General features: G+C 29.7%; 26 protein-coding genes. 7 read left to right on the top strand and 19 right to left on the bottom strand.

Annotation, left to right across the window (positions count from 1 at the left end):
* Positions 1–98: 98 nt before the first annotated feature.
* The 14 genes from TD29_RS16520 to TD29_RS16455 form a co-directional block, all read right to left on the bottom strand.
* Complete coding sequence (locus TD29_RS16520) at positions 99–602, bottom strand: GNAT family N-acetyltransferase (protein ID WP_040282396.1); 504 nt, start codon at positions 600–602, stop codon at positions 99–101.
* A gap of 137 nt (positions 603–739) precedes the next feature.
* Positions 740–1168, bottom strand: a complete 429-nt coding sequence (locus TD29_RS16515) for an SRPBCC family protein (protein WP_040282395.1) — start codon at positions 1166–1168, stop codon at positions 740–742.
* Between the two features lie 153 nt (positions 1169–1321).
* Positions 1322–1654, bottom strand: coding sequence for a DUF1801 domain-containing protein (locus TD29_RS16510; RefSeq protein ID WP_052467162.1), 333 nt, complete (start codon positions 1652–1654; stop codon positions 1322–1324).
* Between the two features lie 3 nt (positions 1655–1657).
* On the bottom strand, positions 1658–2188 hold the full coding sequence (locus tag TD29_RS16505) for a DUF4199 domain-containing protein (RefSeq protein ID WP_040282393.1): 531 nt from the start codon (positions 2186–2188) through the stop codon (positions 1658–1660).
* A 111-nt stretch (positions 2189–2299) separates the two neighbouring features.
* Positions 2300–2707 (bottom strand): response regulator transcription factor, encoded by a 408-nt coding sequence (locus tag TD29_RS16500; protein ID WP_040282391.1) that lies wholly within the window; start codon positions 2705–2707, stop codon positions 2300–2302.
* A 155-nt stretch (positions 2708–2862) separates the two neighbouring features.
* Positions 2863–3927, bottom strand: a complete 1065-nt coding sequence (gene rsgA / locus TD29_RS16495; protein WP_040282389.1) for a ribosome small subunit-dependent GTPase A — start codon at positions 3925–3927, stop codon at positions 2863–2865.
* 11 nt (positions 3928–3938) lie between these two features.
* Positions 3939–4721: a GNAT family N-acetyltransferase gene (locus TD29_RS16490; RefSeq protein ID WP_040282387.1), complete on the bottom strand. Its 783-nt coding sequence runs from the start codon at positions 4719–4721 to the stop codon at positions 3939–3941.
* The gene (locus TD29_RS16485; RefSeq protein ID WP_040282385.1) at positions 4711–5259 is read right to left on the bottom strand and encodes a TetR/AcrR family transcriptional regulator; all 549 of its coding nucleotides are present in this window, start codon (positions 5257–5259) and stop codon (positions 4711–4713) included. Before TD29_RS16485 ends, TD29_RS16490 begins: the two co-directional genes overlap by 11 nt.
* Positions 5260–5519: 260 nt before the next feature.
* Positions 5520–6344 (bottom strand): DUF5694 domain-containing protein, encoded by an 825-nt coding sequence (locus TD29_RS16480; protein ID WP_040282383.1) that lies wholly within the window; start codon positions 6342–6344, stop codon positions 5520–5522.
* Between the two features lie 157 nt (positions 6345–6501).
* Positions 6502–7323, bottom strand: a complete 822-nt coding sequence (locus tag TD29_RS16475) for an Imm49 family immunity protein (protein ID WP_040282381.1) — start codon at positions 7321–7323, stop codon at positions 6502–6504.
* 11 nt (positions 7324–7334) lie between these two features.
* Entirely contained in the window at positions 7335–7517 is a 183-nt protein-coding gene (locus tag TD29_RS16470; RefSeq protein ID WP_040282379.1) for a hypothetical protein, read from the bottom strand.
* 187 nt (positions 7518–7704) lie between these two features.
* Entirely contained in the window at positions 7705–8805 is a 1101-nt protein-coding gene (locus TD29_RS16465; protein WP_084203531.1) for an AbiH family protein, read from the bottom strand.
* A 168-nt stretch (positions 8806–8973) separates the two neighbouring features.
* Positions 8974–9594, bottom strand: a complete 621-nt coding sequence (locus TD29_RS18090; protein ID WP_052467161.1) for a WG repeat-containing protein — start codon at positions 9592–9594, stop codon at positions 8974–8976.
* A gap of 86 nt (positions 9595–9680) precedes the next feature.
* A complete protein-coding gene (locus TD29_RS16455) occupies positions 9681–10451 on the bottom strand; it encodes an SDR family NAD(P)-dependent oxidoreductase (protein WP_040282375.1) in 771 nt (256 codons plus the stop codon).
* 299 nt (positions 10452–10750) lie between these two features.
* Here TD29_RS16455 and TD29_RS16450 point away from each other — a divergent pair, with 299 nt between their 5' ends.
* From TD29_RS16450 to TD29_RS16440, 3 genes are all read left to right on the top strand, one after another.
* On the top strand, positions 10751–11278 hold the full coding sequence (locus tag TD29_RS16450; protein ID WP_040282373.1) for a hypothetical protein: 528 nt from the start codon (positions 10751–10753) through the stop codon (positions 11276–11278).
* 238 nt (positions 11279–11516) lie between these two features.
* A complete protein-coding gene (locus TD29_RS16445) occupies positions 11517–12659 on the top strand; it encodes an MFS transporter (protein WP_040282371.1) in 1143 nt (380 codons plus the stop codon).
* 42 nt (positions 12660–12701) lie between these two features.
* The gene (locus TD29_RS16440; protein ID WP_040282369.1) at positions 12702–13463 is read left to right on the top strand and encodes a helix-turn-helix domain-containing protein; all 762 of its coding nucleotides are present in this window, start codon (positions 12702–12704) and stop codon (positions 13461–13463) included.
* A gap of 62 nt (positions 13464–13525) precedes the next feature.
* Here TD29_RS16440 and TD29_RS16435 read toward each other — a convergent pair whose 3' ends face one another.
* The 3 genes from TD29_RS16435 to TD29_RS16425 all read right to left on the bottom strand — a co-directional run bounded on the left by TD29_RS16435 (position 13526) and on the right by TD29_RS16425 (position 15601).
* Positions 13526–14050 (bottom strand): hypothetical protein, encoded by a 525-nt coding sequence (locus tag TD29_RS16435; protein WP_152611546.1) that lies wholly within the window; start codon positions 14048–14050, stop codon positions 13526–13528.
* A 340-nt stretch (positions 14051–14390) separates the two neighbouring features.
* On the bottom strand, positions 14391–14933 hold the full coding sequence (locus tag TD29_RS16430; protein ID WP_040282366.1) for a DinB family protein: 543 nt from the start codon (positions 14931–14933) through the stop codon (positions 14391–14393).
* 92 nt (positions 14934–15025) lie between these two features.
* Complete coding sequence (locus TD29_RS16425; RefSeq protein WP_040282364.1) at positions 15026–15601, bottom strand: non-canonical purine NTP diphosphatase; 576 nt, start codon at positions 15599–15601, stop codon at positions 15026–15028.
* A 92-nt stretch (positions 15602–15693) separates the two neighbouring features.
* On the opposite strand from TD29_RS16425, the gene TD29_RS18085 reads away from it, so the two are divergent.
* From TD29_RS18085 to hpf, 4 genes are all read left to right on the top strand, one after another.
* Positions 15694–16722: a helix-turn-helix transcriptional regulator gene (locus TD29_RS18085; RefSeq protein WP_052467159.1), complete on the top strand. Its 1029-nt coding sequence runs from the start codon at positions 15694–15696 to the stop codon at positions 16720–16722.
* Positions 16723–16737: 15 nt separating this feature from the next.
* Positions 16738–17166 (top strand): BLUF domain-containing protein, encoded by a 429-nt coding sequence (locus TD29_RS18080; RefSeq protein ID WP_052467158.1) that lies wholly within the window; start codon positions 16738–16740, stop codon positions 17164–17166.
* A 24-nt stretch (positions 17167–17190) separates the two neighbouring features.
* Complete coding sequence (locus tag TD29_RS16410) at positions 17191–17547, top strand: lipocalin-like domain-containing protein (RefSeq protein ID WP_040282362.1); 357 nt, start codon at positions 17191–17193, stop codon at positions 17545–17547.
* A 113-nt stretch (positions 17548–17660) separates the two neighbouring features.
* Complete coding sequence (hpf, locus tag TD29_RS16405; protein WP_040282555.1) at positions 17661–17960, top strand: ribosome hibernation-promoting factor, HPF/YfiA family; 300 nt, start codon at positions 17661–17663, stop codon at positions 17958–17960.
* Between the two features lie 104 nt (positions 17961–18064).
* Here the strand turns inward: hpf and rlmH are convergent, their stop codons facing one another.
* Entirely contained in the window at positions 18065–18538 is a 474-nt protein-coding gene (gene rlmH / locus TD29_RS16400; RefSeq protein ID WP_040282360.1) for a 23S rRNA (pseudouridine(1915)-N(3))-methyltransferase RlmH, read from the bottom strand.
* A gap of 13 nt (positions 18539–18551) precedes the next feature.
* Entirely contained in the window at positions 18552–19457 is a 906-nt protein-coding gene (locus TD29_RS16395) for a hypothetical protein (RefSeq protein WP_040282358.1), read from the bottom strand.
* Positions 19458–19466: the final 9 nt, after the last annotated feature.

Here is a 19466-nt window from a genome sequence, read left to right as displayed (position 1 = left end):
AGTATTGCTCAATTTTTTTCAGGATAATTTAAAATATGTCATCATATTTTGTGTAGGCTAGCATTAACTATATATTTTATATGATGTTTGCATTGACTTTATTTTTTCTCAATTTTATAAATCACAGCATCTTTTTCTAGAAAAATCGTATCGCGTTCATATGCCATCCCAATTTTTTCTAAAACTTTAATTGATCCAAAATTTTCTTTCATTGCTCGACCAATAATTCGCTTTAGGTTTAAATGTTTAAAGCCATAATTTATGCACGCTTTAGCACTTTCTGTGGCAAAACCTTTATTCCATTCTTTTTCAAAAAATCGAAATCCTATATCAGTTTCATTTTCTATCTCGCCAAACTTTAGTCCGCACCAACCAATAAATTCATTTGTTTCTTTTTGTATTACAGCCCATCTTCCATATCCATTTAACTTATAATCTTGATAGTTTTCTAAGAATTCTTTTGCTTCTTGAATATTTTTAAAAGCAGAATTCCCAGTGTATTTAATGACGTTTTGGTTTAGATTGAGATTGTAAAAGTGTTGAGCATCATTAATATGCAATTCTCTTAATATGAGCCGATTTGTTTCTAATATTTGTCTCATTTTTATGGTTGCTATAGCTTGTGCACAATATATTTTATCAATTAATCTAGCACATAAATCACGAATGAAAAATCGATGAGGATTTTAGTAAGTAGGCAAAACAAGTGCTGGATTATACAAGGTGTTGTTAAACGTTTTTATTTTTCAGTAATTTGTTTAATTGTTGATAGTACTCCATTCCAAAATTCATCAGAACGTTTCTGTTTTTTTTTTGTTGGAATATTATCTTCAGAAATAGTTAATCGAGTACGGTTTTCAGATTCTGACAAGTTAAACGTCCAAACTCTATAATTTTCAGGAATATCTGGAATCCCTTCAAGATTACTCCAATGCGTATATTGTAATTGAATGTTTGGTTTTACATTTATTAAAATTCCTTTTTCCAAATATTTGTTTCCGTTATATTCTCCGTTGAATGTAATAGGGCTATTTTCTTTCCAATCAGATTTAATATTCGCTCCGAAAAAATATTCTTTTGCTATTTCCGGTGTTACTAAAGCGTTCCATATTTTTGAAACAGGTGCGTTAATTTCGATTGTAGTATTTGATGTATGCTCTCTGTTCATTTTTTTCTAATGTATGGTAACGATTTTGTGTATGATTTCGTTACGTATTTTAAGCACTAATTTAGCAAATAAATAACAAATAGAAAGTTCGTAAAGACTTTCGTAAGTAGGCTATAACCAGCAATGAATTTTATACAGTGTTAGCTGCTGGTGTTATTTTAATACTTCGTTAACCATTTTGCTAATTTCAAATTTTTCTATTTCCTCAGCGTTTTTGATTTTAATATGTCTCATAGATTTTCCCGTTCCTTCTATTAAATGACTATTGGTTTTTATTTTGTCAAACTCAAAGAAACCAAGTGTAACTGCTTTTTTGGTTGTTTTTAAATAGCAAAAATCTTTACTAATAGCATATACAGGTCTGCTCCATTTAAATTGTTCATTTACACTGGGAACTAAAGAGAAGATTAAATTCCTTAATTTATTCAATACCTCCTTATTTTTATCATCTGAATTTTCGATATATGTAGTAACTTCTTGATTCATTTTTTAATTCTTTTTAGATTTTAGGAACAAACTCAATATTAGTGAAAATGCAATTCCAGTAATTAAATTTCCAACAAAAGAGAATTGTGCTTGTATTACTGTACTATAATATTTTGTTTGTTCACTAATTTTTTCAGCTATTTCTGTTTCATTCAAATTTTGATTTGACAATTTTTCAATCAAAACGGTAGACATGTCAGTATTATAGTTTGGATATATTATCTCGTAAAATAATATTGTGAATAAAACAGAAAAAATTGCTGTTGCAAGACTTACTATAAATCCAGTAAAAAAGGCACTTTTGAATGTAAGGACTTGGGCTGTCTTTTTAACGTTTGAAATACTCTTATAAATCCCAAAAAGAAGAAAAATGTAAAGTGAAATAAATAAAATTGTTCCACCAATCATCAGTTTATCATTCTTTACAGATTCTGGCCCAACAAAATTTAGAGCTAATAAGATTAGCATCAGTAAGGTTCCTGAAAGTGCAATTAAAAAACCTGATTTTACCGAAAACAATGTTTGTTTATTCATAAATTTAATTTTAAAAGTTATTCAGCAAATTTGAAATTATTAGATGAAATTTCCTTGTTTTATAGGGTGGAAAAATGGGTGGATTTTTTTAATTATTTCAAAGTCAGTAATTTATTTATTGATTTTTTCAAATAGTTCTTTTCGGTTTTTAACTTCAACTTTTTTATAAATGTTATTTATGTGTGTTTTCACTGTAGAAAGTTCTACGAACATTTGGTTAGCAATTTCTTGATTTTTCTTTTTTTCTAAAATCATTAAGGTGACTTCCTTTTCCTTTGAAGTTAGATTAAAAGTGTCAATTCTTTTCAGTTTTTCTTTTTGTTTGTTTTGTTCAATAAAAATTCCAAACGAAAATATTAGAAGAATGAAAGGCACAAGTAGTAGGGAATTAAAATAGTCGATTTGCGATATTCCGTAATAACTTGAAAAATAAACGACATTGAAAGTCAATACACAAATTACTATTAGAACAGTAAGTCCAATTAAAAAAAGTCTTGTATTGTTGATATGTATTTTCATTTTAGTTGGTCTTTTCACTTGCAGCTAACGATTTTGTGTGTGATTTCATTACGTGTTTTAAGCACTAAATTTAGCAAATAAATCCCAGTTAGAAAGTTAGTGAGGACTTTCGTAAGTAGGCTATAACTAGCAATGAATTTTATAAGGTGCTGTGTTTAGTATTTATCTTTTTTTCTTTGTTTGACAACATTTTTAATCAATTTCCCTAAATCTTTATCTTTCTTTTTACGTTCCTCTATGCTCGAATCAAAAAACTGTCGTTCGCGTTCCATTTTTTGAAAATTGACGTACGAGTCATTATCTAACGCTCCATTTTCCAAAGCTTTTTTAATCGCACAACCTTTTTCATTGGTATGTGAACAATTATTAAATTTGCAGTCGTTAGATAAATTGGTGATTTTATTAAATGTTAGTTCTAATCCTTCTGAATCATTAGTGATTCCAACTTCTCTCATTCCTGGATTATCAATTAAAATTCCGTTTTCTGATACAATTAATTCTCTGTGTGTTGTAACGTGTTTTCCTCTATCGATACTTTCACTAATTTCTCCAGTGTTCATAACAGTGTCACCAACAAGATTATTAATTAATGTTGATTTTCCAACACCAGAAGAGCCTAATAAACAGTACGTTTTACCTTTTGACAGTTCTTTTTTAATTTTATCGATGCCTTGTTGAGATTCATTACTAATGGCAATTATTGAAACATTTTTAATTCGTTCTTTAATTTTATCTATTAATTCATTTAATTCAGAAGTTTCAATTAAGTCAATTTTACTAATTATAATTATAGGTTTAATATTAGCCGAATTACAGATAGTTAAATAGCGTTCAATTCTATTTAAATTGAAATCTCGATTTACTGATTGAACAATTAATCCATAATCAATATTTGTTGCAATTATTTGAGTTTTACCAAGTTTGTCAATTGCTTTTCTTTCCAGCATTGAAGTTCTTGGGTAAACCGAATGAATTAAGGCTCTTCCTTCATCATATTCATTAATAGCAACCCAATCTCCAACAGCAGGTAAATCATACCTGTTTTCAGCGGTAAACCTTAAATTTCCAATAAGTTCAGCTTCTAATTCATTAGACTCGGTTTTAACTATATATCTGTCTTTGTGTTCAGAAATAACCCTAGCTACTTCAAAAGAGGCTAATTGATGTTCCAGTCGATAGGTTTCTAATTGTTTAGTAAAACCTAGAGTATTTATTACCATTGTTTTAAAATTTAAAATTGAATATCAAAAATGATATTTGAACAATAAAAACCAGCTTTTTCAATTGCTTTTTGAGAACCAATATTATCAATTGTTGTTGAACAAATAGGTTTTCTGTCTGCTTGTATCACTCTGTTTGCTTGTAATTGTAGAACTTGAGTTGCGATTCCTTTTCCTTGTTGGTTTTTATTTACAATAATTCCTAAATCGGCTATTTCTAGTTGTGTATCGCTCCATCTACATTCACTCGTAGCAATGATTTCATTATCTTGTTTTATGAAGTAAATTTCTTTTCTTCTAACCAAGTTTTCAGTATAACCAAAGGTGTCATCCATTCCAGTTGGTTCTTTTAAAAACGATTTGATATCTGGAATATCAGTTTCTGATGCTAATTCAAGATTTAAGGATGAATTTGTGTGAATTTTTGAATTCGTATGCTGAAAGCAAAGCGTATTTGGCTTGATTGATTTCGAAAGTGATAAACACGTGTTAAATGCTATTGGTTCGTTTGAACTTAAACTGGCGGACGTAATGAGTTTTTCTTTAAGTAATGTTCGTATGATAGAATTCATTTTAGAGTTGAATTCTTTAAGAAGAAATATTTGTATGAGACTTCCGTTTGTATCAATGCAACAATAACCAATTTTTTTATTTTGATTACTAATTAAATAGCTTTTTGAATTAGCTATATAAAGTAACTCCCACATAGCATCAATTGGTGCGGCCAATTGTGAATATAGTTGTACTCTATATTCGTTTATTGTGTCTATATCTTGGGTTAATTTAAATTCCATTTTTAATGTATTTTTTTATGAGTTGTTCTTTAATTTGTTCAAGAGGGTAGTTGTCAAAAATTCCTAAATAATTAAGAGCAATTCCATCTAATTCGGCAATAAATAAGTAACTGATTATTTCAGCATTTTCCGTATTAATTTGGTTAAAAATCTGTTTTACTGAAGTCAATATAAAAGTGCTTCTTTCCTTAATTAAATCGTTTAATAATTCTCGTGTCTTTGGTTGAGTCATTACATTTAAATTCAACTGGAAAAATAGTTTATCTGATTTTATTTGAATAAAGAATGAGTTTATTAAATCGTACAATCTGTCCATTGGTTTTTGTTCATCATTGATTGATTCATTCATCTCAATTATCTTCTTGGTTGTTACAGAGAAGATTTCTCTCAATAAACCATCTTTCGATTTAAAGTGATGAAAAACAAGTCCTTTAGAAACATTACTCGCTTCACAAACTCTAGAAATAGAAGTGTTTTCAAATCCGTTTTCTGAGAATAGCTTGGTAGCAATTTCAATTATTTGAGTTTTTTTATCCATACATTTATATTGACTGACCGTATAGTCAGTGCAAATATAAAAACAAATATTTAGTCTGCAAGTGAATACTGCTTTTTAGGTAATTTAATAAATGTAAGGGGAATGTTTGGGGAATTAAACACAACGTATTTATGAATGATTTCGTTGCGTGTTTAAGCACTAAAGTTAGCAAATAAATCACAGATAGAAGGTTCGCGAGAACTTTCGTAAGTAGGCTAGACTTAGCGATTAATTTTATACGGTACTGTGCTTAGTACTTTTTAATAATCAGTATATTTATTCGGGTTTTCTAATTGAAATTTTGGGTTATTTTCCAGAAAAATGTCAAAATAAGCGGTGTGTGTTGCTCCTAAAAGAATAAAAACTCTGTCATTTTCGGTCATTTCTATGTCATTAAAATTACTATACATTTTTAAATTCCGTTGGTAGAATTTAGTAATTTCATCAACTCCTTCTTCATTTCCTGTAGTATGTTGTGTCGCCAAAAAATTGTATAAGTTAAATGTTTCCATTTTATAATCTCTCGTGTTAATCGTCCTAAATTGTTCTTTAAATTTCAAAGCGTTAACCCTTTGGTAATTATCCATAACTTTTAAAATATAAAGACTGTCAGCGACTTTTTTATTGGCAATCTCGATTAAACTAGGATAATTAAACCCTGTTTGGCTATCTATTCCGTAAATTCGATGTGTACCACTCAAACGTGCTACTTCAAGTCCGATGGAATTTAATTCGTCCGAATAATTTAATCTTTTCGTTTGGTCTTTTACATATTCTAAATATGTCGAAGCTATATAGTTATTGTTTTTAGGTTCCAACTCAAGGCAAATAATAGTTGGTTTAAATTTAACAATTTCTTCAACGAGTTTATTTAAGTCAGCTTTTTCATTTGGGTCATTTAAGTTGATTTGGGAAGAATTTGCATCTGATGTTTGGCTTAAATGAGCTGTTCCAAAGTTTAAAACCTTAATTTTTCTATTTATTTCTGTTTCAAGGTTGTGTTTGTTCTCATTGTTTTCTTTTTTAATTTCGGTATTGCAACTCATTAAAATTATAGTCGCTACTCCAATTAGTAGTTTGTTCATTGATTTTGTTCGTTTTTTGTATTAAGCACTACGGTTTTGTATATGAAATGTAGCAGATTTATGTGTGTGATTTTTCAGTTTATAAACAAAGATAGCAGAAAAGAAGTGAATTATAAGTCTAGCTCTCAGCTGCTATTTTTTATATACGTGGTTGTGGTTAGTTTTTTTTAAATATTCGTTCAAAGAATCCATCTTTTTTTTTGAGTTTAGATTTATGAATTTTGATATCAACATAATTAGGTTTTAAAAAGTCATATTCTATTTCATAATTTTCATTTGGATTTATTGGTAAAAGTTCAATTGGTAAAAGAGGATGCTCAATATTTATTTCTATACCTTTTATCCATGCTAATTTAGCAAAAACTGTTGCTTCGTAAGACAGTAAGTTATGACTTAACATTCCTTTTTCTGAGGATTTATTATGATTTTTTGCTAATAAATAAATTTTTAATAATTCCTCAATTTTGTTTTTGTCTTCATTAATTATTGCATCTAAAATCTCAATATCATATTCTTTTAATATATGAGACTTATAATTAGTTTCGTAAATATCAAGATAATAAAGTGCCTTTTCATTATCACACTTTAGGATTTGTTGTACAACAAATCCTAAAGTGTGTCCTTGTTTTATCCTATAATCTAAATTAGGGATGCTATTTATTTCAAAATTTTTAAAATTAGCAATGATTTCTTTACTGTCCGAGCACAAAAAAAATAGTTTGTTTAGTTGAGTAGGAAAATATTTATTATTTTCTAACTTATTCATAAATTCTAACAACTTTTGAGTTGTATATAAATTTTGTTTAGATTTTTTAATGTTGTTTTCTTCATAAAAATGATATAAAAATTTTGTTATGCAATTAGCTCTTAAACCAGATGCTATAGAAAAAATATTATACTTGGAATTGTTTTTGATAAACTCTAATTTTTCCTTTTCCCTTTTAATTCCGTGTCCGTAAGCTTCCTTTAATGTTAGCATATTATAATATTTTAATTAAATCCAGTGATATTAATAATTACTAGCTCACCAGTATTTTTATTTACTCCAGAAACTAATTGAGTAATTGTGTTTTGAGCATCAATAAAATCTTGAATTTCATTGCCAAGATTCTGTAAATTTCCACCTTGCAGGTCCATTCTCACTAGTACATCGTCAATCCAATCGTTTGTCATTTGTGTACAACCAGAGCAGAATGTGGACTAAATTAACCACAACGTGTTTGTATATGGTTAGTTACGTGGTTAAGCAACTAAATTAGTAAACTTTTACGAACCAGTGAAAATTCCGCAGGAATTTTCGCAAGTAGGCAAGAACAAAGCAATTAATTATACACGGTGTTGGCAGTAGTCTATATCAGTTTTAGGGAAAACTTGGACTAGTAATATAGTTTATGATTTTTTTTCTTAGAGCCTTTTCATCAGTGAAAATTCTGCTTGCTGAAAACAAAAGTTTATTAAACTGATATCTTTCCATTTTTTTATCATTTGATAAGTCACCTCTCTTATATAAATGAATTTTTTCACATTTCGAAGTATTCATAATTTCGTCTAGAAGTGTTTTATCAGTACTACCTAATGAATGTCCAATTACATGAATCTCGTATGATGGAAATGAGTTTATAGCTTCACTATGTAATCTTTCGTAATAGTTTTTGGATAAATACTGAAATGTTTTGAAATGTTCTAAAAACTCATCTATTTCTGTGTTTTTTATATCTATATAATCTTCGTTTTGGTCGTTTCCGTAGCCTAAAATAATATCATTATTAATTATTGACCCATGAATATAATTTATATTAAAAATTGTCTTCGAACTATTTAGGTCAATATATTGTTCAATAGTTTTGGTATAATTAAAATTTACGATATACACATTTTTTGCATCTCGAAAGATTTTTTTTAAAAACTCATCCACTTTGCTATTTTTTGCAATTTCTATGCTTTCTAAGTATTCCATTAGAAATTCTTTTAATTGCTCAAAATCACGATTTAGTCTTTCTAGTTTGATTTTCGTCGAAGAAAAATCAACACTGTTGTCGAATGACTTTTTTATATTCTTTAATTCACTGAAATATGAATTTTCGATATCAAACCAATTATTATAATCCGTTTTATAGAGCTTACTTAAGAATTTGTTAGACAAAATTAAGTCTAAACTACCTAGGTTTTCTTTTAAATACTTGTTCAGAATTTCTTGGTCGTTATCCAGTGCTGAGCGAATAAGATTATTGTAAAAATCATCACCTAGTTCGTCAATTTTTTTGGCCCTGATATTAATTTTCTTAAGTGCATTTGAGAAAAAATGAGAATTACTATTGTTTTGATGTACAATTACATCTTTAAGGTCAGGTGCTATTTTGTGGTTGATAATAAAATTTGCTAAATCAAAGAAACTTGTTTTAAATCCATGCGCTAAATCAAATCCATTACCTATTAAAATAATTTTATTCTTTATTTTCATAATTAGAACTGTCTTCTCAAGATTACTGCCAACGTGTTTATATATGGTTTGTTGCGAGTTCCAAGCAACTAATTTAGTAAACAATTACCGGCAAAGAAAGTCCGCGAGGACTTTCGTAAGTAGGCGAGAAGCCAGCAATAAACTATATATGTTGTTGGCTGTAGTATTTTATTCATTTTTCCAATTTATTTCTTTAGCAATTTCCTCAAATGTATAATTTCCAAATTTCAATATTTCTCCTTTTTCATTTATAATTCCGTGTTCAGAACATTTAATCGAATAATGGTTACATCCATCTTCGTGTTTCTCCTTTTCCCAATATTCTTTTTCACATTTTTTTCCAAATATTGCTCTGTTGTTTTGAAAAGAAGTAATTATTTCAAATTGAGGTTTTATTATAATTTCTCCTTTTTCATTGGCAAATCCGATTTTATTATTTTCGTCAATTATTCTGATTTTATTCTCAATTAAATTGTCAGGTGAGGGTTCTCCATTTACTGAATTGTAAACTTTAAAAAGAATTTTTTCATTCGAGTCAATTGCGGACCAACCAGATTCTCCTTTTATTCCAAAAACTGCAAAGTGTTTCAGAGAATTTTCCGCTAAAAAAATATAATATTTAGATGTATCTAATTCACGTAAAATATTCTCTTTTTCGTCAACAAGATAATATTGATTTACTGTTTCATATTTTTCCTCAATTTTTACTTTAAATCTCTTCTGACAATAACTATTGATTGAGAAAAAAAGTAATGTAATAAGTAAAATGTTTGATTTCAGGTTTCTCACTTGCGTTCAGTTTATATTACAGCCAACACGTTTATATACGCAATAGTATGTGTCAAATGTCTCATTATAGAAGTATTTCTCAAATGTTACATATTATAAACACCACCATTAATATCTAGTGTTGCTCCAGTAATAAAACCATCGTATTCAGAGGCTAGGTATAAAACAGCTCTAGCAACATCTGCTGCATTACCAGCACGTTGTATTGGGATGCCAGCCGTAGTTTCAGCTGCCGATTCCTTTGTGGTATGTGTATTGTGAAATGAAGTTCCTAAAATAAGCCCAGGAGACACTGCGTTTACACGCGTACCTTGAGCTCCCAATTCGGTTGAAAGCGCACGCGTAAATGTTAAAATGGCACCTTTACTAGTAGAGTAAACTAATGATCCTGGATGACCACCTTTACGTCCAGCAAGTGATGCTAAATTAACAATACTACTATGCTCCTTTTTTGCTAAATGTGGTGCAGCAGCTCGTGTAACAAACATCATTGAAGTAAGATTGATATCCATAACTTTATGCCAAAATTCAGCTTCCATTTCATTAAGCAATTTACGTGCTACAAGAGAACCAGCATTATTAATTAAAATATCTAAACTCCCTAAAGCATCAACCGTTTGCTCAACTAATGCATTCGCATCGGCTTCTTTAGTTAAATCACCACTTATGGCAACAGCTTTTAAACCTTTACTTTTAGCATACGCAGTCAATTCATTTGCTGTATCAGCACTAGAAAAATAATGAATCGCAACATGAGCACCACTATCAATAAAATGCCTAGTAATGGATTCTCCAATGCCTTGAGCACCAGCTGTAATAAGTACGTTTTTTCCTGCTATTTTAGTGTTGTGTTCCATGTTGTATGTGTATCAATTGATATTATTATCGTAAACAATTAGACTTGCCTGTTACAGCAAAGTACATTAATACTTACAAATATAATATAAAAAGTGAGGTATTTTTTTTAGATGTTTATGGTACAGCGACTTAAAGCAATCCTCATAAAATTATGCTTATCTGTAACTTAATTTTTATGTTGTACTTCAGAAATTGGCCTGTTCACATAATGGTCTACTTATTAAAATGTTGTAAAAAACTAATGATGATTTTTCTGTAAGTTACAGAATGATTACATTGTCAATCTAAATAATATATTATGAAAAAATTATGTTTTTTACTTTTTGTATTGGTACTTGGAGTAAATATGAATGCTCAAGAAGGAACTGCTAAAGACGATGTTGCCGAAGGCGAAGTAAGCACTGCAGATCAAGAAAAATTTGCACGCGTTATGGAACTCATGGGCAAAAAAATTGATATGGAAGTAGACACGTCTCTTTTCATGGAAGTTAGTACAAATACCTACGTTTCCGAAAGTCCGAAAGCTGTTGTTATGGCAATGATGATACCAGATAGCTATGAGAATTCAAAAAAGAAAATGGATAAAGATGCTGGTGATAAATTCAATATTACAGAAAAAGGAGAAACCCAAATTAATGGAGTAACAGCACTCTATATGAAAGGTACAAGCGAAGCAGAAGGAGTAACTTTAAATAATATGATATATTGTATTGAAGTTGATGCCGAGACTTGCTTGATGTTTATGGGTATGGTAGAACAAAATGCTGATGCTAAATTTACCGATGCCATAAAAAAATCTATGAACTCAGTGATTAAGAAACAATAACAACCACTTATAAAGTGATTGTCCTATTAAAAATCCAGCGGAAGCTGGATTTTTTTTGTTTACAATTCATCCTTAGTTTAATATTATATCATAATTGGAAACACATATATATTTAGATTTTAATAAAACTTTTTTAAAAGAGTTGATGTGTTTTTAAAATGTTATCAATTTCCATTTTTGCATAGTATTTTAGAAAAGCGGTATGCTAAGCTATAAAGATTAAGCTGAATTTTGCAGTATGAAAACAATATCAAACTTCGGAATTTTTACAATACTATTTGTAAGTAGCTTAACCATAATGGTAGGTACTGTTATCGCGCCTTCGTTATCAGGTATAGTAGAACATAAAAATTTAGGGTTCTCTGCAAGTTGGCTTATAACCTTACCGTCTCTAGGTGTTGTACTCTTTGCACCTATAATTGGAAGATTGCTTAATACATTAGGCACTCTTAAATTATTACAACTTGGCCTTGTGCCTTATGCTATATTAGGTGTTATTGGTGCTTACATTACCAATGACTATTTGTTAATAATAGACAGAATTTTACTTGGAGGCGCAACAGTGGCAGTTCAAGTATCGATAACGGCTTACATAGCCGATTTCTTTACAGGTGAAGCCAGAATCAAAATGATTGCTTGGCAAGGTATGGCAATTGAGTTAGGAGGTGTTGTGTTTTTAACTTTAGGAGGTATTTTAGGAGAGTTACATTGGCAATTCCCATTTTATATTTATCTCATAGCATTTTTATGTTTGTTTTTAGCCACGTTTACATTGCCAAAATCTAAACATATATTAAGAGCTAAAACCAAAGATTTAACTACAGATAATAAAAGTAAACCTAAAGTTAGGCTTATTTTTATAGCATCACTTTTAGCCATGATGCTATTTTTTGTAGGCTTTGTAACGCTACCACTATATTTGCCTCAATCGTATGGTTTTTCTGAGTCTCAAACAGGTTATGTCATGGCTTTTATTTCGGTAATTGCAATTATAACCGCTAGCCAAATGCCAAAAATGGTAAAAACATTTGGCGACGGAAACACTGTCGCACTTGGCTTTTTGTTTTTTATGTTAGGATACCTGGTGTTAGCAACAACGCTGAGTTTACCTTTTTTAATAGTAACCATCATTTTAATAGGTATAGGTTTTGGATTTACAATTCCGTTATTAAACCATATGATGCTTGAGGTGAGTTCATTGCATAATCAAGGTAAAAACTTAGGTTTATTTTCAATGGCTGTTTTTGGAGGACAGTTTTTGTCGACATTCATAGAGTATGTTTCAAATAACTATACAGCAATTTATGGTGTTTCGGTTGGGTTGGCTTTAATTATAGGTACTGTGCTCTATGTGATGTTTCAAAAAGTTGCTAAACAATAAACTTAATTATTCTTCTTACTTTTGAGACACACCTCAAAATAGATGAATATATTACCTTGGAAACATAAATTTCAAATCCTTCAACGTTTTGAAGGTAATAGGCAATTGCTATCAGGGAATTCTATGGGGATTTACTTTGAGTTTAAAGCAATTAATAGTTTAGTTGTTCATTTTAAACCTTTAAATGAAGTGTTTAAAAGCGCTGTTTTTAATGCTAATAATGGTGTTTTAATACAATTTGAAAGAGATCTTATTGATGAAGATGATATTGAGTATGCCTTAGATATCATGGCATTATTTAATAAATTTCCTCAATATATTTTAAGTGATGTAACCAAAATCAAGCACGTACAACGAGCTATTAAATGGCTTAAAGCTGAATATTATAGTGATGCAGCATCATATATAATGCTAAAAACATTACTCAAAGTACTATTACTGCATTTAATAAGGTATCAAAATAATCATTTTTTAAAACAAGATTTAAGTCAAAAACGCGTGTTTCAATTTTTAGAGTTGATGGAGACGCAATTTTTAGAACATACAAAAACACACTATTATGCTAATGACATTGGAATTAGCAGTAAACGATTAAATCAAATTTTAAAAGAAAAATTAAACCTTACGGCAAAACAAATTATACAACAACGACAAATTACAGAAGCAAAACGCAGACTTATTAGAAGTGAAATTACCACTAAAGAATTAGCATTTACATTAGGATTTGATTCTACAAGTAGTTTTTCGAGGTTTTTTAAAAAACACACTAATGTAAGTCCATCGGCTTTTAGGAAGCATCATTAATGTTCTAAGTTGATCCCATCAGATTAAAAATTAAATGCCAAGTGTTTAATTTCAATCGATATTTAGATTTTGTATGATTGATTGTACTTTTCTATAATATAAAGTATGTTTTTTTCTGTGCCTTCTAGTGTGTCAAACTCCTTTAATAGTTTTGGGTTATCATGTATTAATACTCTTATTCTAGAGTGTGATTCCTTTCTATTATTAAAGCCTCCAAAATCGTTGGATCTAATTTCAGAAGTTCCCTTAGACGTGTAATAAATTAGACCATCAACAAGTTGATAAACTTTTATTTTGCCATCAACTAGCAATTTTACAAACCATTTATTATACACGGTTTTTATAATACATTGGCCATCTACACCTTTTAAAGATTGTATGGTTTCAACCTCATTAGGATTTAAAATTTTCCTGTTGCCTTCTAAGTCTTTGATTTTAAATGTAACTTTTGAAGGGTTTAAAAAGCTATTAGCTCTAGTGATCTTGCCAAATAGAGTATCTCCTTTTTTGGTTACGGCATATTCTCTTTCTTGTGCCATACACACTGTAAAAAAGAATATATTAAAAAGTAGAATGATCGTTTTCATTTGGGCTATGGGTTTTATATATTATGAGTTAAATGGTTAATGTTTGACGTAGTATAAAAATAGTATAAAACATCACTATCACCTCCAAAAGATGCGCTAGTGGCAATGACTAATTTTAATTCAGGTAATAAAAATTGACCTTGCTCGGTTTCTAAAATTGGTTTTCGAGGTTATAATTTTAGAATCTATTTTAAAACCTTGATTTGGTAGGTATTCAATTGTCATCATGAATGTAAGGTTAAAGGTTTAGATGTTTGGTTTTATAACTTCGGAAATGTGACGCTTTAATATTTCCGAAGAAATCATAAAGTTTTGTAGGTGTTTTACACTACTCAGTTTATTATTGAAAGCGAACATATCTTGGAGGAACAAGTCCGTTAAGTCTCATATACACGAGCATTTGACCTCTGTGATGTGTGATATGATCTGCGAGGAGTAAGAAAATTTGACGCTTTGATCTTGTGAGTCCAAAATAATCGAGCTCGTCATTAAATTGATTGGTATCAAAGTGTTTAATGAGTGTGACGGCTTCATCAAAAGTGTTGTTAATGGTTGTAATCATTTCTTTTTTGGTTTTATGAGCAACCTTATAAACCGTATCTGTTTGCCAAACCCTTGATTCTCGATTGCCAAGTAAGGACTGGCTATGCCAATCTACGGCAAAACCAATATGCATTAAGTTTTCGGCAAAACTCAATGACTCTGGAGTGGCTTTAAAATTATAGTGGTTTTCAGGCATGGTTTCTGCGACAAGGATTAAATATTTGCGAGAATTTTCAAAACGCTCCAAGTAATCTTCTATAAATTTATCATCTTGGGCAAATAGAGGAGAACTTACTACACTAAAAAGTAGTGCAGTTGTAAAAATTAGCCATTGTTTCATAGTCGTATGTGTTGTGATTAATAATTTTTAACTACATATTTTAAGTTATTGAATCTGTTTTTAGTTCTAATGAGTTATCAAATATTATAAATTTAAAGGTTGTTTAAATAGGCAACTAATAAACGTACGGCTTTGCCACGATGACCAATGTTGTTTTTTTCTTCTAAAGTTATTTCGGCAAATGTATGGTCGTAGCCATTGGCTTTAAAAATGGGATCGTAACCAAAACCACCTGTACCATGTTTGGTTGTGGTGATTTCACCTTTGCAAATTCCAGTAAATGTTTCTAGCTTATTATTAAGATGTAGCGCAATTACGGTTTTAAATTGGGCGTTTCTATTAGATTTATCTTTTAGGTTTTTTAAAAGCAAATTTGTATTGTCATTGGCATCTCGTTGAGCTCCTGCATAACGTGCGCTAAAAACACCAGGCTCTCCATTTAAAGCTTCAACTTCTAAGCCTGTATCGTCTGCAAAACAATCAAAGCCATAATGAGTTTTGATGTATTCTGCTTTTTGGATGGCATTACCTTTTATGGTAAGTTGAGTTTCTGGCACATCGTCAAAGCAGCCAATATCTTTTAAACTTAAGAGTTGGATATGCTTAGGTATAAGTGATTGTACTTCTTTTAATTTATTAAGGTTGTTTGTAGCGAAAACGAGTTGCATAAGTTTTTTTATATTTCTTATCTCAAAAATAACGATATATATAATTTAAATTTTATTTTTATTAAGTTTAAAACCTTAGAGAGACATAAGCCATGATTAAATTACATGTTTTGAATAGTAACTTGTTAGAGAGTTTTGAAAACATATCTAACACAATTGGCGAAAAACATACTGTAGAAAACGGATTTGGTTATACTAATTTACGACATGAATTAGGTAACGGAACCGTTTCTATGCTTATGATTTCACAAGATATATCGGTTTTGATTTTTGATATCAATGTGACTGAGGATCTAGAAATTATGTTTCAGCAAAATCAAAGTTCAACAATTGATTTTATATTTTGCTTAGAAGGACATATTCATCATAAATTTAGTTCTAATTCAAAATTAACACCTATCAATTTTAGGCAAAACACTATCGTAAAGCGTAGTGCAAAAATGAAAAGCATACTTAAATTTTCTAAAAACATACCGTTACGAGTTAGCATTATATCTTACTGTCCAGAACTTGCTAATCTTAGTACAGGAGATTTTACAGTAGCTCGATCTAAAGCAATCAATGAGTTTGCTAAAGTGTATGCAGTTAATGATTATTTGTATGCAGGTAGAGTATGTTTTAGAACCTCTAGTTATGTTCATAATATGATGACGTATTACAATCAAAATTTAACGCATTTATTATTTAAAGAAGCTGCTGCACTTAATACAATAGCTTCACAAATAGAAAGATATACTCAAGATATAATTACAAATCATAAAGATGCACCAATACGATTGTATGAAATTGATAAAATTAGAGCTTTAGAGACATTCATAGATGATAACCTTACCGAAAACTTAACACTTAAGCGCTTGGAGCTCATTTCTGGTTTAAATGCAACAAAACTACAAGTTGGGTTTAAGTATTTATTTGATAAAACGGTATCCACTTACATAACAGAAAAACGACTAGAAAGAGCAGCAAAATTGATTTTTGAATCAGAACTCAACGTTTCAGAATTAGTGTATAGCGTTGGCTTTAGCAGCAGGAGTTATTTTTCTAAAATATTTAAAAACTATTTTGGAGTGCTGCCTTCGCAGTGTAAAACAAATCCTCAATTATTAGCTTACAAATCATAATTTCAAAAGTGTTGCATGCCTTATACTATTATTTATCAATCAAAAGCTAACAAAAATCTACAGGTAAGTGAGATTGATGCGATGTTATTAAAAGCCAAGCGTTTTAATAAAGCACGTCATATCACAGGATGTATTGTATATCATAATCACCAGTTTATTCAAATTATAGAAGGTGAAAAATCTGAAATTATAAATTTATACGCTAAAATAAAAAAGGACAGTAGGCATAATAGTGTTTTAACCTTAGTTGAAACAGCAACTACACAAACCTTATGGGATGATTGGTCTATGGCATTTTATAAATTTACTGGAGATGCAATCAAAGATCAAAATAACCGTATGCTATTAGAGATTTACTTTAATACGGCAAAACGAGACCAGCAAACATCTAAGGTTTTTAAAATCCTAAAAGAAAGCATATTACAACTGTTACAAGCCATTTAACCAAAAACCAATAATCTAAAAATCATGAAAAAAGTATTGTTATTAGTATCTGTTATGTTCATTTTGTCCTGCAACGATTTAAAATATGCCGATGACATTGTTGGTGATTGGGAATGTGTAAGTTGGATAGATGTTGCTACTTCAAAAGACAAATGTGCAAATAATGCCTATTTCAGTTTTAAAAAAGATAATACATATTCTTCCAAAGTTGGCGCTCAAGAAACCAAGGGAACTTATAAAATTGCCGATGGTATTTTATATTCAAAACCCGATGATAAATTAGAGATTGCCGTTGAAATAAAAACACTTACTACAGATACATTGTCGTTTACAATGAGTCGTTCTGGTAATGCTGAAATATTAACACTTGTAAAACAGTAACTGTTATCATAGAGTAAGTAAAAATTACAAATACTTTAAGAATATTAGGCACTTAATATGCGCTTATTTTCGTAAATTAGAGTAATGAATTTAACTTAAAAACCAGAATGAATATGACTGTGAATTTTCAATACGTAGGTGTCGATGTGAGTGAAACTTTAAATAGTTTTTCAGAAGAAAAATTAGAAAAATTGTTTAATAGATATGAATTTTTAATAAGCGCAACCGTAAGATTTAAACATGACGCAAATAGCCACACTAAAGGAAAAATATGTGATATAGAATTGAGCCTTCCAGGACCAAGAATTTTTGCGACTTCAGATGAAGCTCAGTATGAAGTTGCTGTTAGAGAAACAATTAGTGATTTAGAGCGACAGCTTAAAAAACGTAAAGAGGTGTATAAAACACATTAGTTAGTTTAAGTGCTTAGTTTACATTTGGTAATGCTCAGTTTTTATAAATAGTTTTTTTAAGAATATGAATAAATACTGAATACTGTAGCCTGAGAACTTATTTTTTACCTGTGATGATAAGGCTCATTCCTTAAAATTGTAAAGCCTCTATAGAGTTGCTCAATTACAAATAGGCGAATCATTTGATGGGAAAATGTCATTTTAGATAATGATATTTTCCCATTTGCTTTTTGGTAGACGTCTGGTGAGAATCCGTAAGGGCCTCCAATTACAAAAACCAGTCGTTTAATACCAGAATTCATATGTTTTTGAAGGTAGTTTGAAAATCCTACCGAGTCAAATTGTTTGCCGTTTTCGTCTAATAATATTAACACATCTGTATTGCTGAGCTTGTTTAAAATGAGCTCACCTTCTTTTTGCTTTTGTTGATCTTCGCTGAGGTTTTTTACCTTTTTTAAATCGGGAATAATTTCAAATTCAAATTTGATATAAAAACCTAATCGCTTTTGATAATCATTAATAAGCGATTGTAAATCTTTGTTGTCTGTTTTGCCTATGGCTAAGAGTTTGATGGTCATTAGTATTAGTTAATTAAAATCTTGGATACCCATAACAACTTGAAATTTTTAAAGATATAGCGTTATTATTAGATCTAAATTGATTTTTGTTTTGTTCTCTTTCTCTTTCTCTTTTACGTTTTTCAATTTCAATTCTTACTAATCTATCTCTTTGGATTCTCTCACTTCTATTCATATCATCAATAAACTTTAAAACTCTTATTTGAGGATTTGATTTAGCAAGGTTGAAATCTGTAATATATTCTGTCCAATCATCTTTAAGCATTTTTTTTACTTGGCTCTCTAAGAGTCGAGTATAAAAAAAATAGTCTCCATTGGGTTTTAAGATAACTACACCATGAAAATCATACTTAAAAAAAATTGATTTTAATGTTTTTGATATTTGATGATGCTCATAATTTTTAGGTACATAATCGAAGTTTATTTTCTCAGAATAAACATAAAAAGGTTTAGTGTTGAGTTTTTTTGCGAACTTGCGACATTTTTTTTGTTTAGAATTAAAAGATGTTCTTCGAGATAAATATTCTTGTTTTGTTACTATACTCATTTCATCTAAAAGCGCTCTTGCTTTTATAGAGTTATTAAATTCATTATATCCCAATATGGAATCTTTGTAGAATAGAATAATGTTTTTTTCAAAATTTTCTACTCCAAGTTCCCTTCGTAATAGGTTTTGGACTTGACCTAATTTGGTAGAATTAAAATTTCCGAAGTCATATTTTCTAATTAATCGTTTAACAATTATACTATCTTGGTCTAACTCACTACCAAAGTAAAGAGCAGATATTGCTTTTTCATGATACTCAATTGAATCGATTAAACTTAAATCTTGATCTAAATAAATGACCGGTTTGTTCTCGCTTTGCCCATTTCCGAAGAAAACATTTAAAGAAAGAAAAAGAAAAAAAATATACTTCATATGAGCTAA

The sequence above is a fragment of the Psychroserpens damuponensis genome, from assembly GCF_000826655.1.
GTDB classification, from domain to species: Bacteria; Bacteroidota; Bacteroidia; order Flavobacteriales; family Flavobacteriaceae; genus Psychroserpens; species Psychroserpens damuponensis.
This window is presented reverse-complemented; position numbering and strand designations above follow the sequence as displayed.

What these genes read in the sequence shown, in the direction of transcription:
- TD29_RS16520 (WP_040282396.1), bottom strand. Translation starts at nt 602, where the DNA reads ATGAGACAAATATTAGAAACAAATCGGCTCATATTAAGAGAATTGCAT.
- TD29_RS16515 (WP_040282395.1), bottom strand. Translation starts at nt 1,168, where the DNA reads ATGAACAGAGAGCATACATCAAATACTACAATCGAAATTAACGCACCT.
- TD29_RS16510 (WP_052467162.1), bottom strand. Translation starts at nt 1,654, where the DNA reads ATGAATCAAGAAGTTACTACATATATCGAAAATTCAGATGATAAAAAT.
- TD29_RS16505 (WP_040282393.1), bottom strand. Translation starts at nt 2,188, where the DNA reads ATGAATAAACAAACATTGTTTTCGGTAAAATCAGGTTTTTTAATTGCA.
- TD29_RS16500 (WP_040282391.1), bottom strand. Translation starts at nt 2,707, where the DNA reads ATGAAAATACATATCAACAATACAAGACTTTTTTTAATTGGACTTACT.
- rsgA (WP_040282389.1), bottom strand. Translation starts at nt 3,927, where the DNA reads ATGGTAATAAATACTCTAGGTTTTACTAAACAATTAGAAACCTATCGA.
- TD29_RS16490 (WP_040282387.1), bottom strand. Translation starts at nt 4,721, where the DNA reads ATGGAATTTAAATTAACCCAAGATATAGACACAATAAACGAATATAGA.
- TD29_RS16485 (WP_040282385.1), bottom strand. Translation starts at nt 5,259, where the DNA reads ATGGATAAAAAAACTCAAATAATTGAAATTGCTACCAAGCTATTCTCA.
- TD29_RS16480 (WP_040282383.1), bottom strand. Translation starts at nt 6,344, where the DNA reads ATGAACAAACTACTAATTGGAGTAGCGACTATAATTTTAATGAGTTGC.
- TD29_RS16475 (WP_040282381.1), bottom strand. Translation starts at nt 7,323, where the DNA reads ATGCTAACATTAAAGGAAGCTTACGGACACGGAATTAAAAGGGAAAAG.
- TD29_RS16470 (WP_040282379.1), bottom strand. Translation starts at nt 7,517, where the DNA reads ATGACAAACGATTGGATTGACGATGTACTAGTGAGAATGGACCTGCAA.
- TD29_RS16465 (WP_084203531.1), bottom strand. Translation starts at nt 8,805, where the DNA reads ATGAAAATAAAGAATAAAATTATTTTAATAGGTAATGGATTTGATTTA.
- TD29_RS16455 (WP_040282375.1), bottom strand. Translation starts at nt 10,451, where the DNA reads ATGGAACACAACACTAAAATAGCAGGAAAAAACGTACTTATTACAGCT.
- TD29_RS16450 (WP_040282373.1), top strand. Translation starts at nt 10,751, where the DNA reads ATGAAAAAATTATGTTTTTTACTTTTTGTATTGGTACTTGGAGTAAAT.
- TD29_RS16445 (WP_040282371.1), top strand. Translation starts at nt 11,517, where the DNA reads ATGAAAACAATATCAAACTTCGGAATTTTTACAATACTATTTGTAAGT.
- TD29_RS16440 (WP_040282369.1), top strand. Translation starts at nt 12,702, where the DNA reads ATGAATATATTACCTTGGAAACATAAATTTCAAATCCTTCAACGTTTT.
- TD29_RS16435 (WP_152611546.1), bottom strand. Translation starts at nt 14,050, where the DNA reads ATGAAAACGATCATTCTACTTTTTAATATATTCTTTTTTACAGTGTGT.
- TD29_RS16430 (WP_040282366.1), bottom strand. Translation starts at nt 14,933, where the DNA reads ATGAAACAATGGCTAATTTTTACAACTGCACTACTTTTTAGTGTAGTA.
- TD29_RS16425 (WP_040282364.1), bottom strand. Translation starts at nt 15,601, where the DNA reads ATGCAACTCGTTTTCGCTACAAACAACCTTAATAAATTAAAAGAAGTA.
- TD29_RS18085 (WP_052467159.1), top strand. Translation starts at nt 15,694, where the DNA reads ATGATTAAATTACATGTTTTGAATAGTAACTTGTTAGAGAGTTTTGAA.
- TD29_RS18080 (WP_052467158.1), top strand. Translation starts at nt 16,738, where the DNA reads ATGCCTTATACTATTATTTATCAATCAAAAGCTAACAAAAATCTACAG.
- TD29_RS16410 (WP_040282362.1), top strand. Translation starts at nt 17,191, where the DNA reads ATGAAAAAAGTATTGTTATTAGTATCTGTTATGTTCATTTTGTCCTGC.
- hpf (WP_040282555.1), top strand. Translation starts at nt 17,661, where the DNA reads ATGACTGTGAATTTTCAATACGTAGGTGTCGATGTGAGTGAAACTTTA.
- rlmH (WP_040282360.1), bottom strand. Translation starts at nt 18,538, where the DNA reads ATGACCATCAAACTCTTAGCCATAGGCAAAACAGACAACAAAGATTTA.
- TD29_RS16395 (WP_040282358.1), bottom strand. Translation starts at nt 19,457, where the DNA reads ATGAAGTATATTTTTTTTCTTTTTCTTTCTTTAAATGTTTTCTTCGGA.